17 protein-coding genes are annotated in these 12,627 nt (G+C 67.3%); 7 read left to right on the top strand and 10 right to left on the bottom strand.

The genetic code is table 11. From position 1 onward, the window contains the following. Positions 1-55 precede the first annotated feature (55 nt). From ABDV69_RS05785 to ABDV69_RS05775, 3 genes are all read left to right on the top strand, one after another. A complete protein-coding gene (locus ABDV69_RS05785) occupies positions 56-514 on the top strand; it encodes a peroxiredoxin (RefSeq protein ID WP_343572422.1) in 459 nt (152 codons plus the stop codon). 13 nt (positions 515-527) lie between these two features. Beyond that, positions 528-2,051: a serine/threonine-protein kinase gene (locus ABDV69_RS05780; RefSeq protein ID WP_343572420.1), complete on the top strand. Its 1,524-nt coding sequence runs from the start codon at positions 528-530 to the stop codon at positions 2,049-2,051. 126 nt (positions 2,052-2,177) lie between these two features. Then, complete coding sequence (locus tag ABDV69_RS05775; RefSeq protein ID WP_343572418.1) at positions 2,178-2,504, top strand: type II toxin-antitoxin system PemK/MazF family toxin; 327 nt, start codon at positions 2,178-2,180, stop codon at positions 2,502-2,504. Positions 2,505-2,759: 255 nt separating this feature from the next. On the opposite strand, the gene hisI is transcribed toward ABDV69_RS05775, so the two are convergent. Genes hisI through hisD form a run of 8 tightly spaced genes read right to left on the bottom strand, consistent with a single transcriptional unit; the run spans position 2,760 to position 9,119 of the window. Continuing rightward, a complete protein-coding gene (hisI, locus tag ABDV69_RS05770; protein ID WP_343572416.1) occupies positions 2,760-3,113 on the bottom strand; it encodes a phosphoribosyl-AMP cyclohydrolase in 354 nt (117 codons plus the stop codon). Then, positions 3,110-3,907 (bottom strand): imidazole glycerol phosphate synthase subunit HisF, encoded by a 798-nt coding sequence (gene hisF / locus ABDV69_RS05765; RefSeq protein WP_343572414.1) that lies wholly within the window; start codon positions 3,905-3,907, stop codon positions 3,110-3,112. Before hisF ends, hisI begins: the two co-directional genes overlap by 4 nt. Beyond that, on the bottom strand, positions 3,897-4,697 hold the full coding sequence (locus ABDV69_RS05760; protein ID WP_343572411.1) for an inositol monophosphatase family protein: 801 nt from the start codon (positions 4,695-4,697) through the stop codon (positions 3,897-3,899). The genes hisF and ABDV69_RS05760 overlap by 11 nt, the downstream gene beginning before the upstream one ends. Positions 4,698-4,704: 7 nt before the next feature. Then, a complete protein-coding gene (gene priA, locus ABDV69_RS05755) occupies positions 4,705-5,439 on the bottom strand; it encodes a bifunctional 1-(5-phosphoribosyl)-5-((5-phosphoribosylamino)methylideneamino)imidazole-4-carboxamide isomerase/phosphoribosylanthranilate isomerase PriA (protein ID WP_343572409.1) in 735 nt (244 codons plus the stop codon). A 2-nt stretch (positions 5,440-5,441) separates the two neighbouring features. After that, complete coding sequence (gene hisH / locus ABDV69_RS05750) at positions 5,442-6,062, bottom strand: imidazole glycerol phosphate synthase subunit HisH (RefSeq protein ID WP_343572407.1); 621 nt, start codon at positions 6,060-6,062, stop codon at positions 5,442-5,444. Then, the gene (gene hisB, locus ABDV69_RS05745; RefSeq protein ID WP_343572405.1) at positions 6,059-6,673 is read right to left on the bottom strand and encodes an imidazoleglycerol-phosphate dehydratase HisB; all 615 of its coding nucleotides are present in this window, start codon (positions 6,671-6,673) and stop codon (positions 6,059-6,061) included. Before hisB ends, hisH begins: the two co-directional genes overlap by 4 nt. Further along, complete coding sequence (locus tag ABDV69_RS05740) at positions 6,670-7,794, bottom strand: histidinol-phosphate transaminase (protein WP_343572404.1); 1,125 nt, start codon at positions 7,792-7,794, stop codon at positions 6,670-6,672. Before ABDV69_RS05740 ends, hisB begins: the two co-directional genes overlap by 4 nt. Next, the gene (gene hisD, locus ABDV69_RS05735; RefSeq protein ID WP_343572456.1) at positions 7,794-9,119 is read right to left on the bottom strand and encodes a histidinol dehydrogenase; all 1,326 of its coding nucleotides are present in this window, start codon (positions 9,117-9,119) and stop codon (positions 7,794-7,796) included. Before hisD ends, ABDV69_RS05740 begins: the two co-directional genes overlap by 1 nt. Positions 9,120-9,203: 84 nt before the next feature. On the opposite strand from hisD, the gene ABDV69_RS05730 reads away from it, so the two are divergent. Continuing rightward, the gene (locus tag ABDV69_RS05730; RefSeq protein ID WP_343572403.1) at positions 9,204-9,614 is read left to right on the top strand and encodes a nitroreductase family deazaflavin-dependent oxidoreductase; all 411 of its coding nucleotides are present in this window, start codon (positions 9,204-9,206) and stop codon (positions 9,612-9,614) included. 499 nt (positions 9,615-10,113) lie between these two features. On the opposite strand, the gene ABDV69_RS05725 is transcribed toward ABDV69_RS05730, so the two are convergent. Further along, positions 10,114-10,338 (bottom strand): hypothetical protein, encoded by a 225-nt coding sequence (locus tag ABDV69_RS05725; protein ID WP_343572402.1) that lies wholly within the window; start codon positions 10,336-10,338, stop codon positions 10,114-10,116. Between the two features lie 40 nt (positions 10,339-10,378). Between ABDV69_RS05725 and ABDV69_RS05720 the strand changes: the two genes are divergently transcribed. From ABDV69_RS05720 to ABDV69_RS05710, 3 genes are read left to right on the top strand one after another with little or no spacing between them, the layout of a single operon-like run. After that, complete coding sequence (locus ABDV69_RS05720; RefSeq protein ID WP_343572400.1) at positions 10,379-10,945, top strand: helix-turn-helix domain-containing protein; 567 nt, start codon at positions 10,379-10,381, stop codon at positions 10,943-10,945. Between the two features lie 44 nt (positions 10,946-10,989). Further along, positions 10,990-11,295, top strand: a complete 306-nt coding sequence (locus ABDV69_RS05715) for a hypothetical protein (RefSeq protein WP_343572398.1) — start codon at positions 10,990-10,992, stop codon at positions 11,293-11,295. 12 nt (positions 11,296-11,307) lie between these two features. Beyond that, positions 11,308-12,378, top strand: coding sequence for a hypothetical protein (locus ABDV69_RS05710; protein ID WP_343572395.1), 1,071 nt, complete (start codon positions 11,308-11,310; stop codon positions 12,376-12,378). A 50-nt stretch (positions 12,379-12,428) separates the two neighbouring features. Here ABDV69_RS05710 and ABDV69_RS05705 read toward each other — a convergent pair. Next, positions 12,429-12,627, bottom strand: a 199-nt coding sequence (locus ABDV69_RS05705) for a hypothetical protein (RefSeq protein ID WP_343572394.1), incomplete at its 5' end; no start/stop codon positions are given.

Raw genomic sequence — 12,627 nt, 5'->3', positions numbered from 1 at the left:
CATCTTCCCAGACGGGCAGCCGGGCTCTGATGACTACTGGCGTAGCGTGACGGCCATGAAAACCGGCGACACCGTGGTTGACTTCGAGCTTCCCGACCAGACGGGTACCCCGCGCAGGCTCAGCACACTGCTGGCCGACGGTCCCGTGGTGCTGTTCTTCTACCCGGCGGCGATGACGCCAGGGTGCACCAAGGAAGCGTGCCACTTCCGCGACCTGGCTCAGGAGTTCGCTTCCGTCGGCGCCAACCGGGTCGGCATCAGCGTGGATCCGGTGATGAAGCAGGCCGAGTTCGCCGACAAGCAGCGCTTCGACTACCCGCTGTTGTCCGACACCAACGGTGCGATCGCCGCCCAGTTCGGGGTCAAGCGAGGGCTTTTGGGCAAGTTGCTGCCGGTGAAGCGCACCACCTTCGTGATCGACACCGATCGCACCGTGCTCGACGTGATCTCCAGCGAGTTGAGCATGGACACCCACGCCGACAAGGCACTACAGACATTGCGCGCCCGCGCCTGACGGGCCTGCCGTCATGCCACTGACCACCGGAGACGTGTTCGCCGGGTACACCATCGTTCGACGCCTGGGATCCGGCGGCATGGGTGAGGTATACCTCGCGCAGCATCCAAGACTGCCCCGCCGTGATGCGCTCAAAATCTTGCCGGCCACGCTGACCGCGGACCAGGAGTACCGGCAGCGGTTCAGCCGGGAAGCGGACATCGCCTCGGAGTTATGGCACCCGCACATCGTCGGTATCCACGACCGCGGTGAATTCGAAGGGCAGCTGTGGTTGTCGATGGATTACGTCGACGGAACCGACGCCGCGGAACTGCTGCGTAGCCGCTACCCGTCCGGAATGCCGAAAGCCGAAGCATTTGAGGTCATCAGCGCGATCGCCGATGCCCTGGATTACGCACACCTGCGCGGACTGCTGCACCGCGACATCAAGCCGGCCAACATTCTGCTCAGCGACACCGACCTGCGCGGGCGGCGAATCCTGCTGGCCGACTTCGGTATTGCCCGGCAGGTCGGCGACATCAGCGGCCTGACCGCCACCAACATGGTGATAGGGACGACTGCCTACGCCGCGCCCGAGCAGCTCATGGGCAAAGACATCGACGGGCGAGCCGACCAATACGCGCTGGGTTGCACGGCTTTTCATCTACTGACCGGAGCGGCGCCCTATGACGACTCCAATGCGGCGGTGGTGATCTCCCGGCACCTTTCCGCACCGCCGCCACTGATCGGCAAGCGGCGGCCCGAGCTGGCCGGCGTCGATGCCGTCATCTCCAAAGCAATGGCGAAGGATCCCGCGGCTCGCTTTGCGACCTGTTCGGACTTCGCGGCGGCCCTGACCGGCCGACCGGGCGCCGGTGTTGCCGACACCGTCGCCGGCAACACGGCCGCCGCCCCGACGTCGCGGCTCGGCGCGCCGGAGCAGCCCGCACCGGCGAAACCGCATCGCCGCCTGCGGCCGGCGGTGGTGCTTTCCATGGTCGCGACGCTGGTGCTCGCGGCGGTGGTGGTGGTCGGTGCCGAACTGCTGAGTCACCGCGACGAGCAAACGGGCAACAGCTCGACCGTCGACACCAACCAGCCGGGCAGCGTTGCCAACCCGGCACCGGGCCAGCCGGGTGGCAACGCCAACCCGGCAGCACCGCCGGTCCAACTCACCAGTTACGTCACCGATCCCGCGGACGCTTTGACCACCGCCGGCCGCGCCGCGGTGGAGGGCGCGATAACGAGGCTCTACAACCGGCGCAATGTGCACCTATGGGTCGCATACGTCAACGATTTCTTCGGGCTCACCCCATTTAGATGGGCCGAGGAGACCGCGCGCGCCAGCGGTTTCACCGACTCCGACGGTTTGTTGGCCGTCGACATCACCAACCACAGGTTCACGTTTCGGCCACCGACGGTGATGACCAAGGGCATCGACGGAGCTCGCGTCGACGTCGAGTTCATCCGGAGAGACCGGATCGAACCCGCCGTTCGCAGGCATGAATGGGCGCGCGCGGCGGTCGAAGCCGCCAACGGATTAGAGACCGCGCGCTAGATCGTCCGGGCCGCGACAGGTGGGCACCTCGGTCGCCGACCGCGGCGCCCTGCCCGAAAGTGTGCTGGCCGAACGGCTGCTGCTGGTGATCTCTGCCTACGGCGGCGCGCGGCCGGCAGCATCGTGGTGGTCGATTGGCGCGGCGGTGCATTGCCGCACGAGCCGAGCAGCCTGCGTCCCGCAGTCGTCGTCGAGGATCACGAGTTATTTCCGGACGGATATCCGAACGTGCTGGTAGTTCCGTTGACCCGCGATGAGGGACTGGCGCACAGGTCGTTCGCCGAGCGCATCGAGCCGACGGTGGAAAACGGAGCCGATGTGACGTGTTGGGCGTTGGCCCATCACGTCACCAGCGTCCCGCTGCGGCGCGTCAACCCCACCGAGTCGAGGATTACTGCGGTGCAGTTGGCGAGCATCCGCAAACGCATCATGATCTCGATAGGCGCCGCCTGACCCCAGATAGGGGTCCTCGCCGGTTAGGCAGCTATCTCAGTCTCGTCCTGCGTTGAGTGACCGGGGTGCCCTCGGCGAAGGTCATCCACAATTTCAGTCGCGCCGACAGCGTAGTAATACGACCCAAATCAGCCCGTCCACCATTTATGCTGACCAACACCTATTTCCGGCGATCCGATGTGCCCACCATCTGCGTAAGCGATCCCCGACTGCCAGCCGCGACCCGACTGGTCGGTGGCGGTGGCGGCACCCCGATCAGTCTCGTTCGTCCGGCCCGAGCAGCACGTCGGCGTCGAAGCAGCTGTGATCACCGGTGTGGCACGCCCCACCGACCTGGTCGACCACCAGCAGCACCGCGTCGCCGTCGCAGTCCAGTCGCACCGAACGCACCCGCTGAGTGTGGCCGGACGTGGCGCCCTTGACCCATTGCTCGCCGCGGGAGCGGGAAAAGTAGGTGCCTTCGCGGGTATCCAGGGTGCGAGCCAGCGCGTCGTCGTCCATCCAGGCGACCATCAACACGTCCCCGCTGCTGCGCTCTTGTACTACGGCGGTGAACAGGCCGTCGGCGTTGCGTTTGAGCCGTGCCGAGATACCAGGATCGAGTGTCATCGGACGGTGATCCCTGTGGCCGCCATGGCTTCCTTGACCTGCCTGATCGTCAACTGCTGAAAGTGAAAGACGCTGGCGGCCAACACCGCATCCGCGCCGGCAGTCACGGCGGGCGCGAAGTGTTCGACCGCGCCGGCGCCGCCACTGGCAATCACCGGCACCGTCACCGCCGCCCGGACCGCCCGCAACATCGGCAGGTCGAACCCGGCCCGGGTGCCGTCGGCGTCCATCGAGTTGAGCAGGATCTCGCCGACACCCAACGCGGCGCCGCGGGCCGCCCACTCGACCGCGTCGATGCCGGTGCCGCGGCGCCCGCCGTGCGTGGTGACCTCCCAGCCCGACGGCGTGGGGTCCGAGCCGGCCGGCACCGTGCGGGCATCCACCGACAGCACGATGCACTGCGAACCGAATTGGCCCGCCATCTCGGCCAGCAGGTCCGGCCGCGCAATGGCGGCCGTGTTGATCGACACCTTGTCGGCTCCCGCCCGCAGCAACACGTCGACGTCGGTGACCGTCCGCACGCCGCCGCCGACGGTGAGCGGGATGAACACCTGCTCGGCGGTGCGGCGGACCACCTCGAGCATGGTGGCTCGTCCCGACGACGATGCAGTCACGTCGAGAAAGGTCAACTCGTCCGCGCCTTCGGCGTCGTAGGCGGCGGCGAGTTCCACCGGATCGCCGGCATCCCGCAGGTTTTCGAAGTTGACACCCTTGACCACCCGGCCGTCGTCGACGTCTAGGCACGGGATCACCCGTACCGCAAGACTTGTGCTGCAACTAGATTCAATACTCATCGGGTTGTCCTACGCTGCGCAGCATCTCCAGCAACTGGCCGTGCACACCCGGTGCGGCGGCCAGTGCGGAACGCGAATCGGGTGTCCATTGCTCGCCGGCCAGGTTGGTCACGACGCCGCCGGCGGCCCGCACCAGCGCCACGCCCGCGGCGTGATCCCACACGTGGTCGCCGAAACTGATTGCGCCCCCGAGTACCCCGTCGGCGACGTAGGCCAGGTCGATACCGGTGGCGCCGTGCATCCGCATCCGCGACGACACCCTGCTGAGCTCTTCGAGCACCGCGACCCGGTAGCGCCCGGGAAAGCGACCGCGTGAATCGGCATTGAAAGTCCCGACGCCGATGATCGATGCGGTGAGATCGCTGTGCGTCAGCATCGGCTGTGGCACGCCGTTTTTCATCAGCGGTCCACCGGTCACCGCGGCGTAGCGCTCGTTCATGAACGGCAGCCAGGTCAGTCCGGCGACCGGGTCGCCGTCGTGCAGCAGGCCGAGCAGAATCGCGGCCATCGGCGACCCGGCCGCGTAGTTGAACGTCCCGTCCACCGGATCGAGAATCCAGACCCACTCCGAGTCGAGGTCGGCGCCACCGAACTCCTCGCCGTGCACTGGAATCCCGGTCGCCGACGTCAGCGCGTCGACCACCTGGCGCTCGATCGCCAGATCGACCTTGGTGGCGAAGTCGTCGCCGCGCTTGCTGACCGCCGAATCCGCCCGATGCCCGGCGACGAACGGCTTGGCCGCGGCGTCGAGGATCGCCGATGCCTCGGCCACCAGCGCGTCGAGATCCATTGCGGCCCTAGCCTGCCACCGCGGCCAGCGCCTGCGGCAACGTGAAACGGCCGGCATAGAGCGCCTTGCCGACGATCGCGCCCTCGACCCCGCTGCCGGTCAGCGTCGCAATGGCGCGCAAATCGTCGAGGCTCGACACCCCGCCGGAGGCGATCACCGGAATGTCGGTACGGTCGGCGACCGCGCGTAGCAAGTCGAGGTTGGGCCCGGTCAACGTGCCGTCTTTGGTGACATCGGTGACGACGAACCGCGAACAGCCTTCGCCGTCAAGGCGTTCCAGCACATCCCAGAGATCTCCGCCGTCGGTCTCCCAGCCGCGACCGCGCAGCCGGTGCTCGCCGTCGACGATTTGCACGTCCAGGCCCACCGCGACCCTCTCGCCGTGCTCGGCGATCGCTTTGGCGCACCACTGTGGATTCTCCAACGCGGCCGTTCCGACGTTGACCCGTGCGCAGCCGGTCGCCAACGCCGCGCTCAGCGTGTCGTCGTCGCGGACACCGCCGGACAGCTCCACCTCCACATCGAGCCTGCCGACCACTTCGGCCAGCAGCTCGCGATTGGAGCCACGGCCGAACGCCGCGTCCAGGTCCACCAGGTGCACCCACTCGGCGCCGTCACGTTGCCAGGCCAACGCGGCGTCCAACGCCGAGCCGTAGTCGGTTTCGCTGCCGGCCTTGCCCTGCACCAGCCGCACTGCCTTGCCCTCGACCACGTCGACGGCGGGCAACAGAATCAACGACACGTCTATAACCCCTCAACCCAATTGCTCAAGATTGCCGCCCCGGCGTCCCCGCTCTTCTCCGGGTGGAACTGGGTGGCAGCCAACGGACCGTCTTCGACCGCGGCCAGGAACGGCACACCGTGGGTGGCCCAGGTCAGCAGAGCGTCGGCGCCGCCCTCCCACTGCTGCGCCGCATAGGAATGCACAAAATAAAACCGGGCGTCGCCGGCCAAACCTTTGAACAGTGCGCTGCCCGGCGCAGCCGTCACCACGTTCCAGCCCATGTGCGGGATCACCGGCGCGTCCAGCCGGGTCACCGCGCCCGGCCATTGTCCGCAGCCGATGCTCTCCACCCCGAATTCGACGCCGCGGGCGAACAGGATCTGCATGCCGACGCAGACGCCCAGCACCGGACGCCCGCCGGCGACCCGCTCGGCGATCACCTGCTGCCCGCGGATATCTCGCAGCCCGGTCATGCACGCTTCGAAGGCGCCGACGCCCGGCACCACCAGACCATCTGCGGCAGAGGCTTTGCCGAGATCGGCGGTCACCTCGACGTCGGCGCCGACACGCTGCAGCGCGCGCTGGGCCGACCGCAGGTTGCCCGAGCCGTAGTCCAGCACCACCACGGATTTAACTGTCACAGAGCACCTTTGGTGGACGGTACGCCGGACACCCGGGGGTCGGCTTCGACTGCCTGCCGCAGTGCCCGGGCCACCGCCTTGTACTGCGCCTCGGTGATGTGGTGCGGATCGCGGCCGTAGAGCACCCGGACATGCAGCGCGATGCGGGCGTTGTTGGCCAGCGTCTCGAACACATGCCGGTTGATCACCGTGTGATAGGGCACGGAGCTCCCGGCGATCGTGGTGTGCCGCAAGTGATCCGGCTCGCCGGTGTGCACGCAGTACGGCCGGCCGGAGACGTCGACAATGGCGTGCGCCAGCGCCTCGTCCATCGGGACGAAGGCGTCGCCGAATCGGCGGATGCCCTTCTTGTCGCCGAGCGCCTCGCCCAGGGCCTGGCCGAGGACGATCGCGGTGTCCTCGATGGTGTGGTGCCCCTCGATGTCGACGTCGCCTTCGGCGCGCACGGTCAGATCGAAGCTGGCGTGGCTGCCCAGCGCGTGCAGCATGTGGTCGTAGAACGGGACGCCGGTGTCGACGTGCACGTCGCCGGTGCCGTCGAGGTCGAGCTCGACGGCGATCTCGGATTCTTTGGTGGTGCGCTCAATGCGTGCGCGACGGCCGGCGGTCATGACGCTCCTAACGGCTGGGCCAATTCGGTGGCGGCCAGATCTTTACTGGCAGAGAGGAATGCGTCATTCTCGGCGGCCAGTCCGATCGTGGTGCGCAGGTAACCCGGGATACCGACGTCGCGAATCAGCACGCCGGCGTCCAGGTAACGCTGCCAGGTAGCCGGCGCATCGGCGAAGTGGCCGAACAGCACGAAGTTGGAATCGCTCGGGACCACCTGAAAACCCATGTCGCTCAACGCCGCTTGCACCCTCTCCCGCTCGGCGATCAGCGTCGCGACGCTGCCCAGCGTGTCGTCGGCGTGCCGCAGCGCGGCCCGGGCAGCAGCCTGGGTGACCGAGGCCAGGTGATACGGCAGCCGCACCAGCAGCATCGCGTCGACCAGCGCCGGGGTGGCGACCAGATAGCCGAGCCGGCCGCCGGCGAAGGCGAACGCTTTGCTCATGGTGCGACTGACGACCAGCTTGGACGGATACTCGTCGAGCAGCGCCACCGCGCTGGGCCGGGCGGAGAACTCGCCGTACGCCTCGTCGACGATCAGGATCCCAGGTACGACATCCAGCAGCCGGCGCAGATCCGACAGCGACACACTCTGCCCCGTGGGGTTATTGGGGCTCGTGACGAACACCACGTCGGGCCGGCGCTCGGCGATCGCGGCCGCCGCGGCATCGGTGTCGAGGTTGAAGTCGGCCGCACGGACCGCTTCCAGCCATTCGGTGCGGGTGCCGTCGGAGATGATCGGGTGCATCGAGTACGACGGCACGAAACCGATCGCACTACGCCCCGGTCCCCCGAATGCTTGCAGTAGCTGTTGCAAAATCTCGTTGGATCCATTTGCGGCCCATAGGTTTTCCATGCTGAGCGAAACACCGACCTGGACGGTGAGGTAGGCGGCCAGGTCGGCCCGCAGTGCTACCGCGTCACGGTCGGGATAGCGATTCAGGTGGGCGGCCGCTTCGCGCACCGATGCGACGACGTCGTCGACGAGCGCTTGGCTCGGCGGATGCGGATTCTCGTTGGTGTTCAGCCGAACCGGAACGTCAAGCTGTGGAGCCCCATAAGGCGACTTGCCGCGCAGGTCCTGACGCAGTGGCAAATCGTCGAGCGACGGGGGATTGGGCATCAGCCGAACCTCCGCCGTACCGCCTCGCCGTGTGCGGGTAGGTCCTCGGCGGCGGCGAGGGTGATCACATGCCCGGAGACGTCTTTGAGAGCCGCCTCGGTGTAGTCGACGACGTGGATGCCGCGCAGGAAAGTTTGCACCGACAGGCCACTGGAGTGCGCTGCGCTGCCCGCCGTCGGCAACACGTGGTTGGAGCCCGCGCAGTAGTCACCGAGGCTGACAGGTGAGTACGCGCCGACGAAAATGGCTCCGGCCGAACGGATTTGCGCGGCCACCTGGTCTGGATTCGCGGTCTGGATCTCCAGATGTTCGGCGGCGTATGCGTTGACGGTGCGAATCCCGGCGTCGAGGTCGTCGACCAGGATGATGGCCGACTGCCGCCCGGCAAGCGCGGTCGCCACCCGCTGTCGGTGCACGGTGGTCTCCAACTGGTCGGCCACCGCGGCGTCGGTGGCGTCGGCAAGCTCGGTGCTGGGTGTCACCAGAACGCCGGCCGCCATCTCGTCGTGCTCGGCCTGGCTGATCAGGTCGGCGGCGACCTGCTCCGGGTCGGCCGTGTCATCGGCCAGGATCGCGATCTCGGTGGGCCCGGCTTCGGCGTCGATGCCGACCCGCGAGCGGCAGAGCCGCTTCGCCGCGGTGACGTAGATGTTGCCCGGCCCGGTGATCAGGTCGACGGGCGCCAACTCGGCTCCGTCGGTGTCCACGCCGCCGTACACCATCAGCGCCACGGCCTGAGCCCCGCCGACGGCCCACACCTCGTCGACGCCGAGCATCCGGGCGGCGGCCAGGATCGTCGGGTGCGGCAGGCCGGTAAACCGGCCTTGCGACGCAGCCTGCGGCGGGCTGGCGACCACCAGCGAGCCGACTCCGGCGGCCTGCGCCGGCACCACGTTCATCACGACGCTCGACGGGTACACCGCGTTGCCGCCGGGTACGTACAGGCCGACCCGCTCAACCGGCACCCACCGCTCGGTGACGGTGGCACCGGGGCCCAACGTCGTCGTCACGTCGGAGCGGCGCTGACCGGCGTGGACCGCGCGGGTGCGTTCGATCACCACCTCCAGCGCGGCCCGGACGTCATGGTCCAAGCCGGCCAGGGCGGCGTCCAACTCGCTGCTGGGCACCCGCACCGACGGCGGGCGGACGCCATCCAGCGACTCGCCGTATTCCAGCGCGGCTTCGGCGCCTCGGTCGGCGACCGCATTGACGATCGGGCGCACCGTGGATAGGGCGGCTTCCACGTCCACTCCGCCGCGGGGAAGCGTCGCCCGAAGCCGGGCGATGGACAAGTCAGCACCTCGCAGGTCGATGCGCGCCATCACAGTCACGCCGTCCATTGTCCCAGAGCAGGGCAACCGCATATCGGACCGGTACATTGACGGCACATCCGACAAGAGGGAGCCGCCATGTCCGCAAAGGACCATCCCAACAACGCCCCGGGCGTCCCGATGCTTGTCCCGCCGGCGCTGGAGCGATTCCAGATCAAATACTTCAATCCGTTGGTGCGGCCATTTGCACGCTACATTCCCGGATTCTCGGTGATCAAGCATCGCGGCCGCAGCTCCGGAACGCCGTACGAGACCATCGTCACCGCCTACCGCAAAGGTAACGTGCTGGCTATCGGGCTCATCCACGGCAAAACCAACTGGGTCAAGAATGTGCTGGCCGCCGGCGAGGCCGACGTGCACTTCATCCGCTCCAGCGTCCATATCGTCAACCCACGGGTCCTTCCCGCCGGCAGCGACGGCACGGGGCTGCCGTTTCTGGCCAGGCGACAGGTCGGCCGAGTCGGAGTCTTCGTCGCCGATATCGCCTAAACGCGGGTAAACACGGTTTTGCCGGCCATCGTCGGCCATCGCCGATGGTGCGTCCTCCCACGGAACGACGCGGTCGACGACCGGCAGCAGGTCGCAGCCACCAGCCAGCACGTCCAGAATTTCCGGGATGACGGCGCGCGCGCTGACCCTGCCCGTGATGAACCGCACTCCCCGCGTGTAGGTCCGCAGCATCGGCATCTCGACGGCTGGCTGGAAGTAGATCCCGGTGTCGGTGCACACGCCGTCCGGCCAGGTCGCACGAAGCGCCGCCGCCAACAGCGACGCATCACCAGACGTGGGCACGGTGACCGGATACGGCTCCCAGGATGTGTCCGGCTTGGCGGCGTCGTGAACGACTGCGCCGAGTTTCTCGACTGCGGCAAGGCGGTCCGGGTCAGTGTCGACGTAGTCGACATGACAGCCAATCGCCGCGGCGAGCGCGGCCGCATACATCCCGATCGACAGCCTGCCGATCACCAGCACACGGCGATCCGACGGGTCAAGGCCGGCCAGTTCCGTCCTGATACGGGCCAATCGCGCGCCAGCCGTCGGGGATGCTGTCCGAAAGCGAGGCGACGGCGATCGGGTCGACCTTCGCCGGGAGCGGAATCAACATCGCGTCGGCGTACGGCACGAGCACCGCATCGGACATGAACCCGCCGCCGTCCAGGCCGGCGAGCGGGCCCAGCCACCGGCCGGCCTCTTCGAACGTCAGCTGCCTCATTCCAGCATTCTTGAGTGATCACTCAAGTAAAGTCCATAGCGTGCCGAGACCCGACCGCAGCCGGGCCGCGCTGATCGATAGCGCGGCCACCTTGTTCCGCCGCCAGGGCTACGCGGCGACCGGGCTGAACCAGATTTTGGACGAGGCGGCGGTAAAGCCAGGTTCGCTGTATCACCACTTCCCGCAGGGCAAGCAGCAACTGGCTGCTGCCGTCGTCGACGGCACCGGGGCGGCGATCGAGAAACTGCTGCGCAGATTTTTGGCAGGCGGACTGCCGGTGGCCGACATTGTCGATCGGTGGATCGATCTGCTGGCCGCCGGACTGGCCGCCGACCGGCGCGACGGCTGTCCCATCGAGCCGATCGCCACCGAATCGGTCAATGCCAGTTCACTGGTGCGCGAGGCAGCGGCACGCGCCTTCAACGGCTGGTGCACAGCCATCGAGGAGCGGCTGCGCGTCGATGGCTGGACGACGAGTGAAGCGGAAAGCGTTGCTGTTGCGGTGATCTCGTTGATCGAGGGGGCGCTGATCTTATCCCGCATCGCGGGCGACGTGGGCGCGCTCAACGCGGCCAAGTCGGCGGCCCGCCGCTTACTTCGCCGCTAGATCCCAGCGCCCAGCGGGCCTATTCTGGACGGACGGGGCGCGGCATGACTAGAGACGAACTCTTCGCTTCGATCGTGGCGGCAGGCCCCGGTCGCGATGACGTTGTGTACCTGGAGCGCCGGGGCGACTCCTACAATTGGCGACTGGTGACCGCCGCCGAACCCCGTTCTGCGGCGGTCGCGCCGGATGTGTGGATGTCGATTTCCGCCGCCTGGCCCCTCGACGAACCGGCACGGCTGCGCGCGTTCTTCGCCGACCTGCTCGCCGAACTCGAATCGATGGCCGACACCGCAGACCGGTGTCGCTGGCCGGTCGACGATCCCTGGCCGGATCACTACCACCAGCACTGAGCGGATCGGCAGATGGTCGAGTATCGGATAACGGCGGAGGAGCGCACTGCGTTCAAACGCTGCCGACGGCAGTGGGACTTCTTCTCACCGCATCGTCGCAACCTGCGATCCAACGAAGTCTCCGAACCCGCGCTGCCCGCCGCGATCAAAGACGCGCTGGCCGTGTACTACTACCCGGGCACCTGGGACTGGCAACACGAGGTGACCCAGCCGTTGGTGCATAAGGCGCTCAAACGATCGCTGGACGACGCCAGCGCGACCGAGCTACTCAATCAAGGCTTGGCGGTCCTGGACTGCTATGACGCGTGGGCCAACGCGGTCGACGACTTCGCTCCTGTCAAGATCAACCTCGATGTCGCGGCGCTGGTCCCCGATCCCGACGATCTGGAGCGCGGCCTGTTGGTGCACGACGGATCGCCGGTGATCTACCCGTGCCGCATCGATCTGGTGGCTGTCGACGCCGTCGACGAGTACTGGGTGGTGTGCCATCAGATCGTCGACGAATGGCAGGACATCGACCGGCTGGACCGCGACGAGGAGGCGGTGGCGGGCTGTTGGGCGTTCGAACATGACTACCTAGGTGTGCAGATCGCGGGCACCATCCACAACGAGTTACGTATCGGCGGCCCGCTCACATTCCCACCCGCCGGGTCCACGACGACGCGCACGCCGAAAGCCGTCGCCCAACACGAAGCCAGCGGCGGTGGACGATCCCTCCCTCAGCACCAACGGGTTTCGGTGCAGGCGGCACGCGGCCATGCACCGAACCGGATCGAGCAACGTACCGCAGGGGTGTTGCGCCGTACTCGCATCCGACGAAGCCGCCACGAAATCGCCTCGGTGGGAACCCTGATCGCCGCCGAGGCGGTGGATATGGCCGACTGGCCGACCATCTACCCAACGTTCGCCGAGCATTGTCGTGACTGCGAATTCCGGGAGCCTTGCTCTGCCCTCACCGCCGGATCCGACGCGGAACCGTTGCTGCAGGCCCATTTTCGGCAAGCGCCCGACGACGTGGGAAAACCGCGACTGGGTCAGTCGAGCTGGGGATTCGGCCGCGGTGCCGCGCCGCCGCGTTGGTGATCTGCGAGCAGGCTCCTAGCTTCTACTGCAGGGGCTGGAACCACCGTTATTCAGATGAACGGCACAAATCGATGGCGGGAGGTGCTCCACATCTTATTCAGAAACACCATGGCGGCATCGTGGGTGACCAGCCAGTGCCCACCCTGATCGACCAGCACAATCGGCTCAGGCGGTACGGAAGGGTAGGGCCAGTTCTTCGGGGCGGCCACGGTGGCCCCCGCGAAATTGTCCGGCGCGGGTTGGATGTCG

This window comes from Mycobacterium sp. (genome assembly GCF_039583785.1).
GTDB lineage: Bacteria > Actinomycetota > Actinomycetes > Mycobacteriales > Mycobacteriaceae > Mycobacterium.
Note: the sequence above shows the minus strand (reverse complement) of the source record. Positions and strands in the feature narration are given on the sequence as shown.

Coding starts and splice junctions, on each gene's coding strand:
- ABDV69_RS05785 (WP_343572422.1), top strand. CDS start 56: ATGAAAACCGGCGACACCGTGGTTGACTTCGAGCTTCCCGACCAGACG.
- ABDV69_RS05780 (WP_343572420.1), top strand. CDS start 528: ATGCCACTGACCACCGGAGACGTGTTCGCCGGGTACACCATCGTTCGA.
- hisI (WP_343572416.1), bottom strand. CDS start 3,113: ATGACACTCGATCCTGGTATCTCGGCACGGCTCAAACGCAACGCCGAC.
- hisF (WP_343572414.1), bottom strand. CDS start 3,907: ATGAGTATTGAATCTAGTTGCAGCACAAGTCTTGCGGTACGGGTGATC.
- ABDV69_RS05760 (WP_343572411.1), bottom strand. CDS start 4,697: ATGGATCTCGACGCGCTGGTGGCCGAGGCATCGGCGATCCTCGACGCC.
- hisB (WP_343572405.1), bottom strand. CDS start 6,673: ATGACCGCCGGCCGTCGCGCACGCATTGAGCGCACCACCAAAGAATCC.
- ABDV69_RS05740 (WP_343572404.1), bottom strand. CDS start 7,794: ATGCCCAATCCCCCGTCGCTCGACGATTTGCCACTGCGTCAGGACCTG.
- ABDV69_RS05730 (WP_343572403.1), top strand. CDS start 9,204: ATGTCCGCAAAGGACCATCCCAACAACGCCCCGGGCGTCCCGATGCTT.
- ABDV69_RS05725 (WP_343572402.1), bottom strand. CDS start 10,338: ATGAGGCAGCTGACGTTCGAAGAGGCCGGCCGGTGGCTGGGCCCGCTC.
- ABDV69_RS05715 (WP_343572398.1), top strand. CDS start 10,990: ATGACTAGAGACGAACTCTTCGCTTCGATCGTGGCGGCAGGCCCCGGT.
- ABDV69_RS05710 (WP_343572395.1), top strand. CDS start 11,308: ATGGTCGAGTATCGGATAACGGCGGAGGAGCGCACTGCGTTCAAACGC.